General features: G+C 71.6%; 19 protein-coding genes. 12 read left to right on the forward strand and 7 right to left on the reverse strand.

All coding sequences use genetic code 11. From position 1 onward, the window contains the following. Window position 1: 1 nt before the first annotated feature. Window positions 2-1147, forward strand: coding sequence for an RNA polymerase sigma factor (locus OG738_RS02535; RefSeq protein WP_329050870.1), 1146 nt, complete (start codon window positions 2-4; stop codon window positions 1145-1147). 417 nt (window positions 1148-1564) lie between these two features. Here the strand turns inward: OG738_RS02535 and OG738_RS02540 are convergent, their stop codons facing one another. Then, the gene (locus tag OG738_RS02540; protein ID WP_329050871.1) at window positions 1565-2386 is read right to left on the reverse strand and encodes a hydrolase; all 822 of its coding nucleotides are present in this window, start codon (window positions 2384-2386) and stop codon (window positions 1565-1567) included. Continuing rightward, entirely contained in the window at window positions 2383-3228 is an 846-nt protein-coding gene (locus OG738_RS02545; RefSeq protein ID WP_329050873.1) for an alpha/beta fold hydrolase, read from the reverse strand. Before OG738_RS02545 ends, OG738_RS02540 begins: the two co-directional genes overlap by 4 nt. A gap of 97 nt (window positions 3229-3325) precedes the next feature. Here OG738_RS02545 and OG738_RS02550 point away from each other — a divergent pair, with 97 nt between their 5' ends. Continuing rightward, window positions 3326-3697: a winged helix-turn-helix transcriptional regulator gene (locus OG738_RS02550; protein ID WP_329050875.1), complete on the forward strand. Its 372-nt coding sequence runs from the start codon at window positions 3326-3328 to the stop codon at window positions 3695-3697. A gap of 96 nt (window positions 3698-3793) precedes the next feature. On the opposite strand, the gene OG738_RS02555 is transcribed toward OG738_RS02550, so the two are convergent. After that, the gene (locus OG738_RS02555) at window positions 3794-4162 is read right to left on the reverse strand and encodes a VOC family protein (RefSeq protein WP_329050877.1); all 369 of its coding nucleotides are present in this window, start codon (window positions 4160-4162) and stop codon (window positions 3794-3796) included. A 60-nt stretch (window positions 4163-4222) separates the two neighbouring features. Between OG738_RS02555 and OG738_RS02560 the strand changes: the two genes are divergently transcribed. Further along, window positions 4223-4852 carry a winged helix-turn-helix transcriptional regulator gene (locus OG738_RS02560; RefSeq protein ID WP_329050879.1) on the forward strand — a complete coding sequence of 210 codons (630 nt, stop codon included), beginning with the start codon at window positions 4223-4225 and terminating at the stop codon, window positions 4850-4852. Between the two features lies 1 nt (window position 4853). On the opposite strand, the gene OG738_RS02565 is transcribed toward OG738_RS02560, so the two are convergent. Continuing rightward, entirely contained in the window at window positions 4854-5702 is an 849-nt protein-coding gene (locus OG738_RS02565; RefSeq protein ID WP_329050880.1) for an SDR family oxidoreductase, read from the reverse strand. Between the two features lie 78 nt (window positions 5703-5780). On the opposite strand from OG738_RS02565, the gene OG738_RS02570 reads away from it, so the two are divergent. Then, window positions 5781-6569: a helix-turn-helix transcriptional regulator gene (locus tag OG738_RS02570; protein WP_329050882.1), complete on the forward strand. Its 789-nt coding sequence runs from the start codon at window positions 5781-5783 to the stop codon at window positions 6567-6569. Here the strand turns inward: OG738_RS02570 and OG738_RS02575 are convergent. Next, the gene (locus OG738_RS02575; protein WP_329050884.1) at window positions 6559-6819 is read right to left on the reverse strand and encodes a hypothetical protein; all 261 of its coding nucleotides are present in this window, start codon (window positions 6817-6819) and stop codon (window positions 6559-6561) included. The genes OG738_RS02570 and OG738_RS02575 overlap by 11 nt on opposite strands. A gap of 260 nt (window positions 6820-7079) precedes the next feature. Here OG738_RS02575 and OG738_RS02580 point away from each other — a divergent pair, with 260 nt between their 5' ends. The 7 genes from OG738_RS02580 to OG738_RS02610 all read left to right on the forward strand — a co-directional run bounded on the left by OG738_RS02580 (window position 7080) and on the right by OG738_RS02610 (window position 12142). Continuing rightward, entirely contained in the window at window positions 7080-7418 is a 339-nt protein-coding gene (locus OG738_RS02580) for a hypothetical protein (RefSeq protein ID WP_329050885.1), read from the forward strand. Next, window positions 7354-7749 (forward strand): YciI family protein, encoded by a 396-nt coding sequence (locus OG738_RS02585; protein WP_329050887.1) that lies wholly within the window; start codon window positions 7354-7356, stop codon window positions 7747-7749. The genes OG738_RS02580 and OG738_RS02585 overlap by 65 nt, the downstream gene beginning before the upstream one ends. Beyond that, entirely contained in the window at window positions 7749-8957 is a 1209-nt protein-coding gene (locus OG738_RS02590; RefSeq protein ID WP_329050888.1) for an RNA polymerase sigma factor, read from the forward strand. Before OG738_RS02585 ends, OG738_RS02590 begins: the two co-directional genes overlap by 1 nt. Window positions 8958-9016: 59 nt before the next feature. After that, window positions 9017-9811, forward strand: coding sequence for a hypothetical protein (locus OG738_RS02595; protein WP_329050890.1), 795 nt, complete (start codon window positions 9017-9019; stop codon window positions 9809-9811). Window positions 9812-9887: 76 nt separating this feature from the next. Next, window positions 9888-10463 carry a PadR family transcriptional regulator gene (locus tag OG738_RS02600; RefSeq protein ID WP_329050892.1) on the forward strand — a complete coding sequence of 192 codons (576 nt, stop codon included), beginning with the start codon at window positions 9888-9890 and terminating at the stop codon, window positions 10461-10463. Between the two features lie 10 nt (window positions 10464-10473). Beyond that, window positions 10474-11919: an FAD-dependent monooxygenase gene (locus tag OG738_RS02605; RefSeq protein ID WP_329050893.1), complete on the forward strand. Its 1446-nt coding sequence runs from the start codon at window positions 10474-10476 to the stop codon at window positions 11917-11919. Window positions 11920-11929: 10 nt separating this feature from the next. Then, entirely contained in the window at window positions 11930-12142 is a 213-nt protein-coding gene (locus OG738_RS02610; RefSeq protein ID WP_329050894.1) for an aromatic-ring hydroxylase C-terminal domain-containing protein, read from the forward strand. A gap of 67 nt (window positions 12143-12209) precedes the next feature. On the opposite strand, the gene OG738_RS02615 is transcribed toward OG738_RS02610, so the two are convergent. Beyond that, the gene (locus OG738_RS02615) at window positions 12210-12728 is read right to left on the reverse strand and encodes a GNAT family N-acetyltransferase (RefSeq protein ID WP_329050896.1); all 519 of its coding nucleotides are present in this window, start codon (window positions 12726-12728) and stop codon (window positions 12210-12212) included. A gap of 134 nt (window positions 12729-12862) precedes the next feature. Here OG738_RS02615 and OG738_RS02620 point away from each other — a divergent pair, with 134 nt between their 5' ends. Next, window positions 12863-13654, forward strand: coding sequence for a chitinase (locus tag OG738_RS02620; RefSeq protein ID WP_329050897.1), 792 nt, complete (start codon window positions 12863-12865; stop codon window positions 13652-13654). A 76-nt stretch (window positions 13655-13730) separates the two neighbouring features. Here OG738_RS02620 and OG738_RS02625 read toward each other — a convergent pair whose 3' ends face one another. Next, complete coding sequence (locus OG738_RS02625) at window positions 13731-14996, reverse strand: tyrosine-type recombinase/integrase (RefSeq protein WP_329050899.1); 1266 nt, start codon at window positions 14994-14996, stop codon at window positions 13731-13733. Window positions 14997-15027 lie beyond the last annotated feature (31 nt).

The following is a 15027-nucleotide window of genomic DNA, read 5'->3' on the forward strand; positions in this document are numbered from 1 at the left end:
CGTGGACGAAGTGCTGCTCCGGAGCCTGACGCCGAACGTGCTCGGAATCCTCGTCCGGCGCGGCGCCGACTTCGCGGCGGCCGAGGACGCCGTGCAGGACGCGCTGGTCGAGGCCCTCCGCGTCTGGCCGGCCGACCCACCGCGTGATCCGAAGGGCTGGCTGGTGACGGTCGCGTGGCGCAAGTTCCTCGACGCGGCCCGGTCGGACACCGCGCGGCGGCGGCGTGAGGACCTCGTCGACGTCGAGCCGGCGCCCGGGCCGGCGTCGGCCGAGGACGACACGCTCCAGCTGTACTTCCTGTGCGCGCACCCGTCGCTGACGCCGTCTTCGGCGGTCGCGCTCACCTTGCGCGCTGTCGGCGGATTGACCACGCGCCAGATCGCGCAGGCGTACCTGGTCCCCGAAACGACCATGGCGCAGCGGATCAGCCGGGCGAAGCGGACGGTCGGGCAGGTGCGGCTGGACCAGCTCGGCGACGTCGCGACCGTGCTGCGCGTCCTCTACCTCGTGTTCAACGAGGGTTACTCCGGCGACGTCGACCTGGCCGCCGAGGCCATCCGGCTGACCCGGCAGCTCGCGGCCGCGACCGACCACCCCGAGGTCGCGGGGCTGCTGGCGCTCATGCTGCTGCACCACGCCCGGCGCGCGGGCCGGACCGCGGCCGACGGCAGCCTGGTGCCGCTCGCCGAACAGGACCGCGGCCGGTGGGACACGCGGGCGATCGCCGAGGGCGTGGGGATCCTGCAGACGGCGCTCGCCCGCGACCGGCTGGGCGAGTTCCAGGCGCAGGCGGCCATCGCGGCCCTGCACGCGGACGCGCAGACCGCCGAGGAGACGGACTGGGTGCAGATCGTCGAGTGGTACGACGAGCTCGCGCGCCTGACCGACAGCCCGGTGGTCCGGCTCAACCGCGCGGTGGCGGTGGGCGAGGCCGACGGGCCGCGCGCCGGGTTGACGGCCCTCGCGGAGCTGGACGAGACGCTCCCCCGCCACACGGCGGTGGCGGCCTACCTCCACGAGCGCGACGGCGACCTGGAGACGGCGGCGCGGTTGTACGCCGAAGCGGCTCTCAAGGCGGCCAACCTCGCTGAACGCGACCATCTGACTCGGCAGGCTGCGCGGCTCAACACCCACCTGCGTGGCTGACGACCGGCGACGCTGTCGGCCGTGGTCGGCTCGAGGGCAACGCGCATGGTCGAGGCCGACCCGACGCTCGTCGAGTCGCGATCGACTGGACGAGCGGGTGGCTCGCGACCAGCCTGCGGGGTGCCGAGCCGTGGTCGACTGACGACCACAGGCGCGGCCGAGAACCGACCCGCTGCGCCACGCCCGTGGTCGACTCAACGACCACAGGCGCGGCCGACGACCAAGTCCGCAATACGCCTAGCCGTGGTCGCCCCGAAGACCACAAGCGCGGCCCGAGGAGCGACCCGCGATGTGCCAGCCGTGGTCCACCCAACGAGCACAGGCGCGGCCGAGGACCAACCTGCCACGCAAGCCGTGGCCGGCTCGACGACCACTGGCACCGATGGCAGCGGCCCGAGCCGCGTCGCCGGGCGGTCGTCAACCCAGGTGGTCGTTCGCTCCGCCGGCCCACGCGATGTAGCGCTCGGCCGACCGCCTCACCGCCCCCTTCGCGTCGCCGAGGATCTTGCCGCCCAGGAGGCCGTAAAGGCGGTCGAACTCGTACGGCTCCAGCCGGTCCACGATCCGCCGCACCAAGCCCGGCGAGAGTGGGATCTTGTTCGGGTAGCTGCGCATGAACGTCACCCAGCCGGCCGCGGCCACCGGGACCATCGTGTCGCCGACCAGCAGCACTCCGCCGGTCTCGGTGGCGATGTGGGCCACCGCCGCGCCTGGGAAGTGGCCGCCCGCCTCGATGAGCGTCACGCCCGGGAGCACCTCTTCGGTACCGGACCACGTCCGGATCACCGGGTCCTCGCGCCGCACCCAGTGCCGGTCCGCCGCGTGCACCAGCACCGGGATGCCGCCGAGCCGGTGGCTCCAGCTGACCTGGGAGCCGTACATGTGCGGGTGGCTGGCAACGATCACCGCGGCCCCGCTCAGCTCCTCGATCTTCGCCACGAGCGCCGCGTCGAGGTGGTTCGGCGGGTCCCACAGCAGGTTTCCTCCCGCGGTCCGGGCCAGGTGCGTCCACTGGCCGATGCCGAACGGCGGTTCGCGGTTGAACCGGTGCAGCCCCGGTTCCAGCTCCTCGTGCACGACTTCGTGGCCGTCGGCCGAAAGCTTGGCCAGGGTCGTCCACACCTGGCCCGAGGCAGGTACCCACTGGCGGTCGTCGGCGCAGATGGCGCAGGTGCCGGCCGGGGGCCGGTCGGTGTCGGGGTGCTCGACCCCGCAGGTTCCGCAGATCCAGATCGTCATGACGCCAGTCTTGAGGCTCCAGCGAGGTCGAGGTCAAGGAACTCCTTCAGCAGCGGGACCAGGACGTCCGGCCGGTCCAGCGGGACGATGTGGCCGCAGTCCTCGACGACGTGGGCCACGAGGTCGTCGGCGACCGGCCGCAACTGGCGCGCGAGGGTGTCGCCCACCGGGTGCGCGCCGATCGCCATGGTGGGCACGGTGAGCCGTCCGGCCGCGACGGCGTCCTCGATCTGCCGGGCGCTGACCGGCATCGCGCGGTAGTGGGCGAAGGCAGCGCGTAGTGCGTCGCGCCCCGTGTAGGAAGCGACGAAGTGGTCGCGGATCTCGCGTGGCACCCCGCAGCCGCGAGTGCCCGCGTTCAGGAACCAGTCGACGTACTCCGCTTCGTGTCCACTGAGGACGGTCTCGGCGAGTCCCTCGACGGCGTGGAACCCGAACCACCAGGGTGGTCCGCCGGCCAGGAAGTCCTCGGCGCCGGGCAGCCGGCCCAGCAGCGATTCCACCAGGACGAGCCGCCGGACGCGCCCGGGACGTCGCATCGCCAGCAGGAACGCCGGCGGTGCGCCCGCGTCGATGCCGACCACGGCCGCCGTCGACTCCCCGAGCGCGTCGAGGAGCGCTTCGGCGTCGGCGGCGAGGGTGGCCGCGTCGTAGCCGCTTTCCGGACGCTCCGACTCGCCGAGCCCACGCAGGTCCGGCGCGATGACCCGGTGGCGCGAAGCCAGGTGCGGGACGACCTCGGCCCAGAGCCGCCGGGTGTGCGGAAAACCGTGCAGCAGCAGGACCGCGGGCCCCTCCCCGGTGACCGTGACGCCGACTTCGATGCCGTTCACCCGCAGCATGACTCTCCCTTGCGGTTACCATTGGTTACCAGAAAACCGTAAGTAACTTCGAAGCCGCGGCCAAGACGGCACTTTCCCGACAGGTGGTGAGCTCCAGGTGACCCCCTCCCCGCGCGGCGACCTGTTCGACCCGGCGTGCCCGACGCGCCGGCTGCTCGACCGGATCGGCACGAAGTGGACGTCGATGGCGGTCAAGGTGCTGGCCGAGGCGGACCCGCGCGAGGTGCGGTTCGCCGAGCTGCAACGGCGGATGCCGGGGGTGTCGCAGAAGATGCTGTCGGTGACGTTGCGCTCGCTGACCCGCGACGGCCTGGTCGCGCGCCGCGTCGAGCCGACGGTGCCGCCGAAGGTCCACTACCGGCTCACGGACCTGGGCCGGTCGCTGGAGATCCCCTTGGCGGCGCTGCGGAACTGGGCGGAGGAGAACATGGCGGCGATCGACCGGGCCCACGTGGCCGCGGAGGACTAGCCACGCGGTAGCGCGGGCGGCCAAGACCGGTGCGGTCCTGCCGCCGGTGCTCGACATCGGTGCCCACCTCGGCACGGCCGCCGTCGCCGGACCGGCTCAGGCCGGCCCGGCGAGGCCGATCAGGTTTCCCTCGGGGTCGGCGAAGTGGGCGACGACCAGGTCCCGCCCCGGCGCGTGGTCCGGGCCCATCCGGCGGGTACCGCCGAGGCGTTCGGCCTCCGCCAGCGCCGCCTCGACGTCCGGGACGCCCACGTAGAACACCACGTGGCTCTCGTGGCCCACACCGCCGCCGACGCCGCCCGGGATGCCGGCCGTTTCGACGAAGCCGTAGTTGCCCGCTTCCGACACCTGGTCCGACACCGGCCCCGACGTGTCGAACGACCAGCCGAACAGCTCGCCGTAGTACCCGCGCAAGCGCGCCGGGTCGGTGCCGATGATCTCGAAGTGCACGACCGGATTGCCCATGGCGGCCACCGTACGCCTTTGTAGTTGTTAAAAACAACCTCGGAGTTGTAGATTGGTACCATGCCGACGAGCCGCAGCTACGGAGACGCCTGCGCCACCGCCCGTGCGCTGGACGTCGTCGGGGAACGCTGGGCGCTGCTCGTCGTGCGCGAGCTGCTGCTCGGGCCGCAGCGGTTCTCCGACGTCCGCCGCGCGCTGCCGGGCGCCAGCTCGAACCTGGTCACCGACCGGCTCCGCGAACTCGAAGGCCACGGCGTCGTGACGCGCCGGAAGCTGCCGCCCCCGGCGGCCTCGACGGTCTACGAACTGACCGAGTGGGGCCGTGAGCTGGAGCCGATCCTGCTGGCACTCGGCGCGTGGGCCAGTCGCGTCCCGCTCCCCCGGCCCGCGACGCTCGGCGCGACGTCCGTGCTGCTGTTCCTGCGCGGCTCCGCCCGCCCGCGCGGGAGCGCCTGCTACCGCGTCGAGCTGGACAGTCGCGTGTGGACGGTCCGCACCGAGCCGGGCCTGCTGACCGTCGAGCCGGGCGAACCCACTGCCCCGGACGCGACGATCCGGACCGACCCGCCGACGTTGAACGCCTTGCTCGAGAAGCCGTCGGACCTGGAGGCGGCGATCGAGGACGGGCGGATGGCCGTCGAGGGCGACCGGAAGGCCGTCCGCCGGTTGCTGCGGGACCACGAGGGGTGAGTCAGGCGAAGTCCTCGGCATGGTCCTCGGCCCACTCCGCGAAGGTCCGCGCCGGCCGCCCGGTGACCTCCAAGACCGTCTCCGTCGTCGGCTGCGGCCGGTCCACCAGGGCGGCCAGCCGCCGGATCCGCGCTTCGATCACCTCGGCCGAACCGACGCGGCCGAGCCCGCGGGCCTCGAACGCCGCGGTGAGCTCACGACGGTAGTCGTCGAGGTCCTGGGTCTCGACGCGGACCGGACGCCCGGCCACTCGGCCGATTGCCGACACCTGGTCCCGGACCGTCAGCGATTCGGCCCCGGTCAGCGTGTGCGTGGCACCGATGTGGCCGGACGACGTCAAAGCACGCACGGCGACGGCGGCGATGTCCGCTTCGTGGATCAACGCCGCGTGGGAGTCCGGGAACGGGTCGCGCACGACGCCCTCACGGACGGAGTCCGCCCACAGCAGCCGGTTGGCCGCGAATCCGCCGGGGCGCAGGAACGTCCACGGGATCCCGGCATCGCGCACCGCCTGCTCGGCTTCGCCGTGGGCGCGGGTGATGGCGTCCTCCGACGCGGGATCCGCGCCCAGCGCGGACAGGAGCACGACCTGCGTCAGGCCGCCCGCACGGGAAAGGAACCCGCCGAGCCCGTCCGTGCCCGCGTAGAGGAACGCCTTCGTGACGCCGTCCAGGGCCGCGTCCCAGCTTTCGGGCCGGGCCAGGTCGGCGGCGACCACCTCGACCCCGCCGGGCAGCCGGGTCCGGCCCGGATCGCGGCCGGCCGCACGCACGTCGTGGCCGCCTTCGAGCAATTGTCCCACCAGCGCGCGGGCGATGGTCCCGCGCGCGCCGGTCACCAGAATCGTCATGGGTGAAGGTTCGTCCCGCGTGGCCGGACCGGGGTAGGCACTGGCGGTACCACCCCGGCGCGGGGTGATGATGGAAGCGTGGACAGGGTGGAACTGAGCGGGTTCCTGCGCAGCCGGCGGGACCGGCTGCAACCCGCCGACGTCGGCTTCGCGCCCGGCGGGCGGCGGCAGACGCCAGGGCTGCGGCGCACGGAGGTCGCCTTGCTGGCCGGGATTTCCGTCGACTACTACGTGCGGCTCGAGCAGGGCCGTGGACCGCGGCCGTCGGAGCAGGTCCTCACCGCGCTCGGCCGCGCGCTGCGGCTGACCGAAGACGAGCACGCGTACCTGCGACGGCTGGCGCGTCCGGCCACCCCCGGTCCGCGGCCGGTGCCCGGCAACGTCCTGCGGCTGCTCGACCGCCTCGGCGACGTGCCGGCGATGGTGATCGACGCGGGCTACGACCTGGTGGCCTGGAACCGGATGCTCGTCGCACTGATCGGCGACCCGGCCGCGTGGCCGCCGCGGCGGCGCAACCGGCTGCGGCGGCTGTTCGACACCGGGGACGCGGTCACCGGCAACCGCCTGGACCTGGCCCGGCTGTGCGTCGCGGACCTGCGGGCGAGCGGGCGGTACCCGGCGGATCCCGCTGTTCGCGCGCTCGTCGACGATCTCCTCGACGAGAGTCCCGACTTCGCCCGGCTGTGGGCGGACCGGGAAGTCGTCGTGCAGCGGACGCTGACGAAGCGGACCGTGCACCCGGTCGTGGGTCCGCTGGAGCTCGACTGCGAGATCCTCGCGATCCCGGGCCACGAGCACCGGCTCCTCGTCTACACGGCGGCGCCGGGCACGCCGTCCGCCGAAGGGCTCAAACGACTCATCGCGTGAGCGCCGCCTCGCGCACTCGCAGCGACGGCGCCAGGAAGACGATCGCGAAAGTGACCGCGACCGCCGACGACAACGCCCAGTGCAGCCCGATCCACGTGGCCAGTGCGCCCACCAGCACCGGTTCCACCAGGAAGCCCAGGTACCCGCACGCGGCGACGGCGGCCACCGCGCGACCCGGCGCGTCCGCCTGCTTCCGGCTCGCCACGCTCCACGCGATCGGCACGATCCCCGCCACGCCCAGCCCGACCACCGCCGCACAGCACGACGGCCGCGCGGCTGCCGATCCGGGTGAGCAGCGCACCCGCGCCCACCAGCGCGACCACCGAGCCCAGCGCGAGCCCGAAGAGCCCGGTCGCGAGCCCACCGGTGGTCAGCCCGAGCTGCTCCTGCACCGCCGGCATCCGCGCCAGCCACGTCGCGAACGCCGCGCCGAAGACGGCGAAGACGACGGAAACTCCCTGGCGAGCGCGTTTCAGGTCTTCGGCCACTTCGGCGATTATCCTGATCTCCATGGCCGGCGGGGACGACGTCGAAGCGCTCGGCGCGCGGGCGCCCGCCGGGCCGGTGCTCTGCGCCTACGTGCCGGACGTCGGCGTCAAGGACGCGCTGATCGCCGACGACCCGGCCGTGTTCTTCACGACCCCGCACTTCCGCGGCTTCCCGGCGATCCTCGAAGCGGCCGGCGAAGATGTGGGCCGGAAAATCGGCGAACCATGTAGAGAACGCGGACCGGACTCCGTCCTTTCCGGTGAACGCGCCGCCGGGGCGCGAGAAGGAGCCGATCATGGCGAAGTACATGCTGCTGATGAGCTACACCGGAAGCGCCGCGTGCGACCTCCCGATGGGTGAGTGGCCGCCGGAGGACCTCCGCGCGCACATCGACTTCCAGCACGCGCTCGACGCCGAACTGCGCGACAAGGGCGAGCTCGTCGACGCGCAGGGCCTGGCCGGGCCCGACTTGGCGAAGACGGTCGTGTCCGACGGCCGGACCAGCCCCGTGGTCACCGACGGGCCGTACCCGGAAGGCAAGGAGCTGCTGGCCGGCTACTGGGTCGTCGACGTCGAGAGCGAGGAGCGCGCGCTGGAAATCGCGGCGAAGGCGTCGGCCGCACCCGGGCCGGGCGGGGTGCCGATCCAGCAGCCGATCGAGGTGCGCCAGGTGATGAGCGCGCCCGCCTGATGGCCGGCGTCGGGGTCGAGGACCTGCTGCGCACGCTCGCGCCGCAGGTCCTCGGCGTCGTCGCGCGGCGGTTCCGCGACTTCGGCGCCGCGGAGGACGCCGTGCAGGAGGCGCTGCTCGCGGCGGCGCGGCACTGGCCGTCCGGCGGGTTGCCGGACAACCCGCGCGGGTGGCTGATCCAGGCCGCCGTCAACCGGCTGACCGACCAGCTGCGCAGCGACCAGGCGCGTCGCCGACGGGAGGACGCGGCGGCGTTCGAACCACCTCCGCCGGACGTCCCGGACCGCGACGACACCCTGGTCCTGCTGTTCCTGTGCGGTCACCCGGCGCTGACGCCGGCGGCGGCGATCGCGTTGACGCTGCGCGCGGTCGGTGGCCTGACCACAGCCGAGATCGCGGGGGCGTTCCTGGTCCCGGAAGCGACGATGGCGCAGCGGATCAGCCGGGCGAAGGCGCGGATCAAGGCGTCGGACGTGCCGTTCCGGCTGCCCGCCGCCGACGAGCGCGACGCCCGGCTGCGATCCGTGCTGCACGTGCTCTACCTGGTGTTCAACGAGGGCTACACGAGCAGCGGGGGCGGCCGCCTGCACCGCACCGAACTGTCCGGCGAGGCGATCCGGCTGACCCGGCTGCTGCACGCGATGCTGCCGTCGGACGGCGAAGTCACCGGCCTGCTGGCGCTGATGCTGCTCACGGACGCGCGGCGCCCGGCGCGCACCGGGCCGTCCGGCGAGCTGGTGCCGCTGGCCGAGCAGGATCGGACGAAGTGGGACCGCGCGCAGATCCGCGAGGGTGTCGCGCTGGTCACCGAGGCGCTGGCCCTGGGCGACGCGGGCGAGTACCGGCTGCAGGCCGCGATCGCCGCCGCGCACGACATCGCGCCGCGCGTCGAAGACACCGACTGGGACCGGATCCTGGCGACCTACCGGCTGTTGGAGCGACTGACGGACAACCCGGTGGTGACGCTGAACCGCGCGATCGCGACGGCGATGGTGCACGGTCCCGCCGCCGGGCTCGCGCTGCTGGACACCCTCGAGCTGACCGGGCACCGGCCCGACGCCGTCCGCGCGCACCTGCTGGAGCTGGCCGGGGACGTCGCGGGTGCTGTCCGGCACTACGACGCGGCGGCCGCGCGGACGACCAACACGCCGGAGCAGCGCTACCTCCTGACTCGTGCCGCGCGACTGCGGGAAAAGTCGCGGAGTTGACCCGATTCTCCGGCTAGAATTCGGCGTTCGCCCCGCATCAGCGGATTCGAGGAGGCCGGATGCTGCTCCGTGTGCTCGCCCTTTCTGCCGCGTTGCTGGCGGGTACCGTCGCCCCGTCGGACGCGTCGACCCGCACGGTCACCGTTGACGGCGCTGTCGCCACTCCGGCGTCTTACCGCGCTTCGCAGCTGAAGGCCTTAGGCGGCGACCTGGTCAAGCTCGTCGCCGCCGCGGCACCGGTGCTGCCACCCGGGAAGAACACCGCCCTGCGCGTGACGGTGACCGTCTCCGGGGCGGCGCACCGGGCAGTCACGTTCGCGCTGGCCGAGCTGGACCCGGCGTTCGGGAACCACCCCGCCGTGCTGACGACGGACCACGGGATCGACCTGGTCGTGCCGGGCGACCGGGACCGCAGCCGCGACGTCCGGGACGTCCGGCGGGTGCGGGTGGCCGTTTCCGCCGCGACCGCCGCCGAGCGCGCCGTGCGGATCACGACCGCGTTCCGGTCCGTCACGCTGCCGCCGTCGCTGCTGGCGCACCTGCCGTCCCGGACCGTGACGGCGTCCTTCGCTTCGGGGACCGGCCTGCAGACGCGCACCGAGACCGGGCCGTCGCTGGCGCTCGTCCTGCGGATCGCCGGCGTGGTCCCGCGGCCGGACACGGCGGTCGTCGCGGTCGGCGAGGACGGTTACGGCGCCGCCGTCACGCTTGCCGAAGAGCGCACCGGCGGTCGCCCGCTCCTGCTGTCCACAGTGGAGGACGGCGTCCCGCTCGCGCTGCCGCGACTCGTCCCGCTGGGCGACGTCAAAGGCGGCCGGTACGTGTCCGGGGTGACCGCGCTCGACGTGCGCTGACCAAGTGCGCCACGCGCTCGGCAGGCGCTGCTTGACGAGCGCCGTATAGTCGGTTCCGACTGATAGGGAGCGACTAGTGCCACCTCGCAAGATCCGCAACACCCTCGCGCTGGCCCTGCTCGGCCTGCTGCTGGAACGCCCGATGCACCCGTACGAAATGGCGTCCACGCTGCGCGAACGCTTCAAGGACAGCAGTTTCAAGATCAACCCCGGCTCGCTCTACGACACCGTGGAGTCACTGGCGAAGCACCGGTGGATCGAGCCCGTCGAAACGGTCCGGGAGGGCAACCGGCCGGAGCGGACCGTCTACGCCCACACCGAACTCGGCCGCCAGGAGTTCGTCGCGTGGCTCGACGAGCTGGTCCGCGAGCCGGTCGCGGAGTACCCGAAGTTCGTCGCGGCGGTGAGCTACCTCGGCGCACTCGGCCCGGAGCGCGCCGCCGACGCGCTCGAGGAACGCGCCCGTCACCTCGCCGACCGCATCGACGGCGCGAACACCGCCCTCGACGAAACCGTCGGCAAGGGGGCGCCGCGACTGTTCATGATCGAAGTCGAGTTCGTGCGGCACGCGTGGCAGGCCGAGCTCGACTGGGCCCGCGCCACCGCGGCCGAAATCCGCTCCGGCTCCCTGTCCTGGCCCGACCACTTCTGAGGGGAAACTCGTGCTCGAAACCGATGTCCTCGTCGCCGGCGCCGGTCCGGCGGGCTTGCTCCTGGCCGCGGAGCTCGCGCTGGCCGGCGTCCGCACCACGATCGTCGAACGCCACCCTTCGCGGCCGCCGTACTGCCGCGGCTTCAACCTCAATTCCCGTTCCCTGGACTTGCTGGCCCGTCGCGGGCTGGCCGAGGGCCTGGTCGCCGAGGGCCACCAGGTGCCGCACGCGCCGGTCACCGGCTTGCCGGGGCCGCTGCCGCTGACGGACGCGGCGACCGACCACCCGTTTTCGCTGGGGATTCCGCAGACCCGCGTCGAAGAGGTCCTGGAAGGGCGGGCGGTCGACCTGGGCGTCGAAATCCTGCGGGGCCACGAGCTGCGGTCGTTCACGCAGTCCCCGGAAAGCGTGTCCACAATCGTCCACAATGGACAATTCGGCCGGACGATCTCAGCGCGTTTCCTGGTGGGCTGCGACGGCGGGCGCAGCACGGTGCGCAAGCAGGCCGGGATCGACTTCCCGGGTGTCGACGCGCGCTGGTACGCGCTGCTCGGCGACGTCGAATGCGAGCTGCCGTACGGGATTTCGGCCGGGCCGGACGGCCGCACGGTGTTCGTCATCCCGCGGCCGGGGTACGTCCGGATCATCGTGCGTGAGGACGACCCGCCGGCCGACAAGTACGCGCCGGTGACGCTCGAACGGCTCCAGGCGCAGGTGGACGCGGTGCTCGGCCGGCACGTCGAGCTTCGTTCGCCGCGCTGGCTGACGCGCTTCGGCGACGCGGCGCGCTTGGCATCGAGCTATCGCGAGGGCCGGGTGCTGCTGGCGGGCGACGCGGCACACATCCACCCGCCGGCCGGGGCGATCGGAGTCAACGTGGCGCTGGACGACGCGTTCAACCTGGGCTGGAAGCTCGCGGCAACGGTGCGCGGAACTGCCCCGGAGGGCCTGCTGGACACCTACCACACCGAGCGGCACGCGGCGGGGTCGCGAATTCTGGCGAACACGCAGGCGCAGGTGGCGCTGGGCGAGGCCCCCGACGAGCCGCTCGCGGACCTGATGCGCCGGGTCGCCGCGCACCCGGCGGGGAACCGGGCGCTGGCGGAGATCATCACGGGCCTGGACGCGTGTTACGAGCCGGGCGGCCACCCGTGGCTGGGGCGGCTGGCGCCGGACGTGCCGCTGGTGGTGTCTTCCGCCGAGACGCACTTGGCTGCGTTGCTGCACCCTGGGCGTCCGGTACTGCTGGATCTGGCGGGGACTTTCGCCGCGTGGTCGCCGTCGGTCGAGGTGGTCGCGGCGTCGAGTCCGTCCGTTTCGGACATCGACGCGCTGTTGCTGCGGCCGGACGGGCACGTGGCCTGGGTCGGGGCTGCCGGCTCTGGCGACGAGGGGCTGGCGGAGGCGGTGCACCGGTGGATCGGCGACGTTGCGATTCCGGTGCGCTGCGCGTAGCTCTTCGCCCATGGGGACGGCAGGCGTGGTCCGTTGCGGCGACGAGTCCACTTCGGACACCCACGCGCTGTTGCTGCGCCCGGATGAGCACGTGGCCCGGGTCTGGGCTTCCGGCTCGGATGACGACGGACTGGCAGAGGCGGTGCACCGCTGGATCGGCGACACGGCACCCCCCGCCCTTCCCTTGGGGGGCTGCCCCGAGTCCAGTCTATCGGTGGGGTAGGTCGGAACCGGCCGGATCGCCCCCTGGGCACTCCGGTTGTCCACATTCGGGGCGGGCTGTGGACAGGTCAGCGCGGGCGGTCCAGGACCGCCCGCTGCTCGACCCTTCCGTCCAGCGTGAAGCGGCTGTGCGGGGTGAACCCCAGCTTCTCCACCACCCGGGCCGACGCCTTGTTCGCCGGCTCGTACACCGCCAGCAGGCGATCCGCGAACCCGGACGAGAACATGTGGTCGCGGACCGCCGTCGTCGCCTCCGTCGCATAACCCCGGCCCCAGCCCGAGGGGGCGATCCACCAGCCCATCTCCACCGCCGGTAATCCCAGGCCGGACTCCGTGGGGCTGCGGCTGACCAACGAGACCACGCCGTCGAACGAACCCGGGGCCGCCGAAACCGCGAACCAGCCGAAACCGTGGGAAGCCCAATGCGCCAGCGTCGCCTGGTGCTTGGCCAGCGTGTACTCGTGGGACCACGGCTCGCCGGTGCCGACATACCGGACCGTCTCGGAAATCCGGGCCAGCGCGAACAAGCCGTCGAAGTACTCCTCGGCCCACTCGTGCAGCGTGAGCCGTTCCGTGGTGATCAGCACCAGCCGAAGTCTAGGCCGATTACCGCCGGTCACCGGGGTAGCCCGATCGGCCTATGGTCCGGACCACATTAATGGTCTATACCAATCATGTCCGGAAATCCCGCCGCCGCGCTCGTCGTCGTGGAGGTTCCACCATGCGTCTCCGTTCCCTGCTGGCCGGACTGGCCGGCCTCGCGCTCGTGAGCACCGGGCTCGGCGCCCCCGCCGAAGCCGCCGCCGGGTCGCCGATCCCCGTCGGGCCCTACGTCGACATGGGCGCCTGGCCCACGCCCAGCCTGTCCGCGATGTCCGCCGCGAGCGGCGTCAAGGGCTTCACGCTCGCCTTCGTCAACTCCTACGGCTGCAAGGCCAGCTGGTTCGGCGCCTACGACCCGCGCACGGCCTGGCAGAAGGACGAGATCACCAAGATCCGCAACGCCGGCGGCGACGTCAAGATCTCCTTCGGCGGCGCGTCCGGCATCGAGCTGGCCCAGGCGTGCAGCACGTCCGCGCAGGTCGCGGCCGAGTACGACGCCGTCGTCAAGGCGTACGGCCTGAAGTACGCCGACTTCGACATCGAAGGCGCGGCCGTCGCGGACCCGGCGTCGATCACCCGCCGCTCGCAAGCCCTGAAGACGCTCCAGAACAACAACCCCGGCCTGAAGATCTCGCTGACGCTGCCGGTGCTGCCGACCGGCCTCGACGCGAACGGGCTCAACGTCGTCAAGGCGGCCAAGGACGCCGGCGTCACCCTCGACCTGGTCAACATCATGGCGATGGACTACTACCAGGGCGCCGGCGACCAGGGCGCGAAAGCGATTTCCGCGGCCAAGGCGACGCAGGCGCAGCTGAAGTCGCTGTACGGGCTGAGCGACGCGGCGGCGTGGAAGAAGGTCGGCGTGACCCCGATGATCGGCGTCAACGACTCACAGAACGAGATCGTCTGACAGCGAAATGCGCTCTGACCTGGGGATCAGCACCCCGATTCATGGGGTACCAGTAGTCCAGGCCGTCACCAGGCCGTCAGGCCGTCTCTTCGGCTTCTCCGGTCACCTTGCGCGGCTTGAACATCTCATCCGCAGCAGCCCGCGCCCGGTCGTGACTCGACGGCATCAAGTGCGTGTAGACCTTGAGCGTGAAGCCCTCGTTGGTGTGGCCGAGGTAGGCCGCCAACTCCTTGACGCTCACTCCTCGCGCCAACATCGATGACGCGAACAGGTGTCGGAGCGCGTGCATCCCGTCATCCCGGTCCTCATAGGACAGACCAGCAGCCTTGAACGCCGGTTGCCAGATGACGTAGTTGAACGCCGTCCGCTTGTACAGCTCGCCATGCTTGTTGACCATGAGGACGTTGACCGTCTCGAACGCGCGCCCGTCCCGCTCTGCCCACGGCAGCGTGATCGACGTAGGCGGGAACCGCTCGGCGTACGCATCGAAGGCATCCAGGACGCCCCGTCCGATAGGAATCGTTCGTGTCTTGTGGCCCTTCGGGAGCTTGAACTTCCGCTCACTGCCAACGGTCACCATCTGCCGCGTGCAGTGGTAGACCATCTCGCGTCGATCGACATTGTCGAGACTGAACGCGAACATCTCACCCTGCCGCAGACCCAGCCCAGCACCCAGCGGGATGCACGGCTTGAACCGCTCCGGCAGCGCCAGTTCTATGCGTCGCAGGCGAGAGTCAGGCCACGGAACCACCTTGCGCTGAATCCGCTTCGGGGCCTGGATCGAGGCGTCACGACACGGGTTCTTCTTGATCTTCCCATCAGCTACCGCAGCATCCAGGATCGACGACACAAGGTCGAAGAGCGTCCGCTGGTAGGTTGCCGAAGTCTTCCGATCCTGCTTGCGAAGCCACGCCAGCCACTCCCGAATCGGTTCGGGAGTTTTAAATGACGAGAGGAGCTTGTTGCCAAGAAACGGATAGACCTGGTTCTCAAGTCGCGACTTTTCAATGTAGACCGTTGACTCATCTTGCGATCGGCCGGCCATCACCGTTTCCGCATACACGCGGAACTTTATTTTTCCCGCGTTGGGATCGGAGTAAGTGCCCGCGTACACGTCATTTTCCATCTTGGTCAGGAACTCACGCGCGGCAGTGAGCTTCCCGTCCGGGAACGACCGCGACCGTTCCACCTTGTCCGGGTCCAGGTAGCGAACCTTGTACCGCAGCCCCTTCCCGTACAGCGAAGTTCGCTCCTGGACCGGCTTGCCCTTGGCGTTGAGCACCGGCTTCCCGGTCTCGGGGTCTTCCTCGTCCCGAAACCACCGATCTTGAATATGTCCCATCCCACTCTCCTTTCTTCGCAACCGATTGCCG

Origin of the sequence: Amycolatopsis sp. NBC_01488 (genome assembly GCF_036227105.1) — a bacterium.
GTDB lineage: Bacteria > Actinomycetota > Actinomycetes > Mycobacteriales > Pseudonocardiaceae > Amycolatopsis.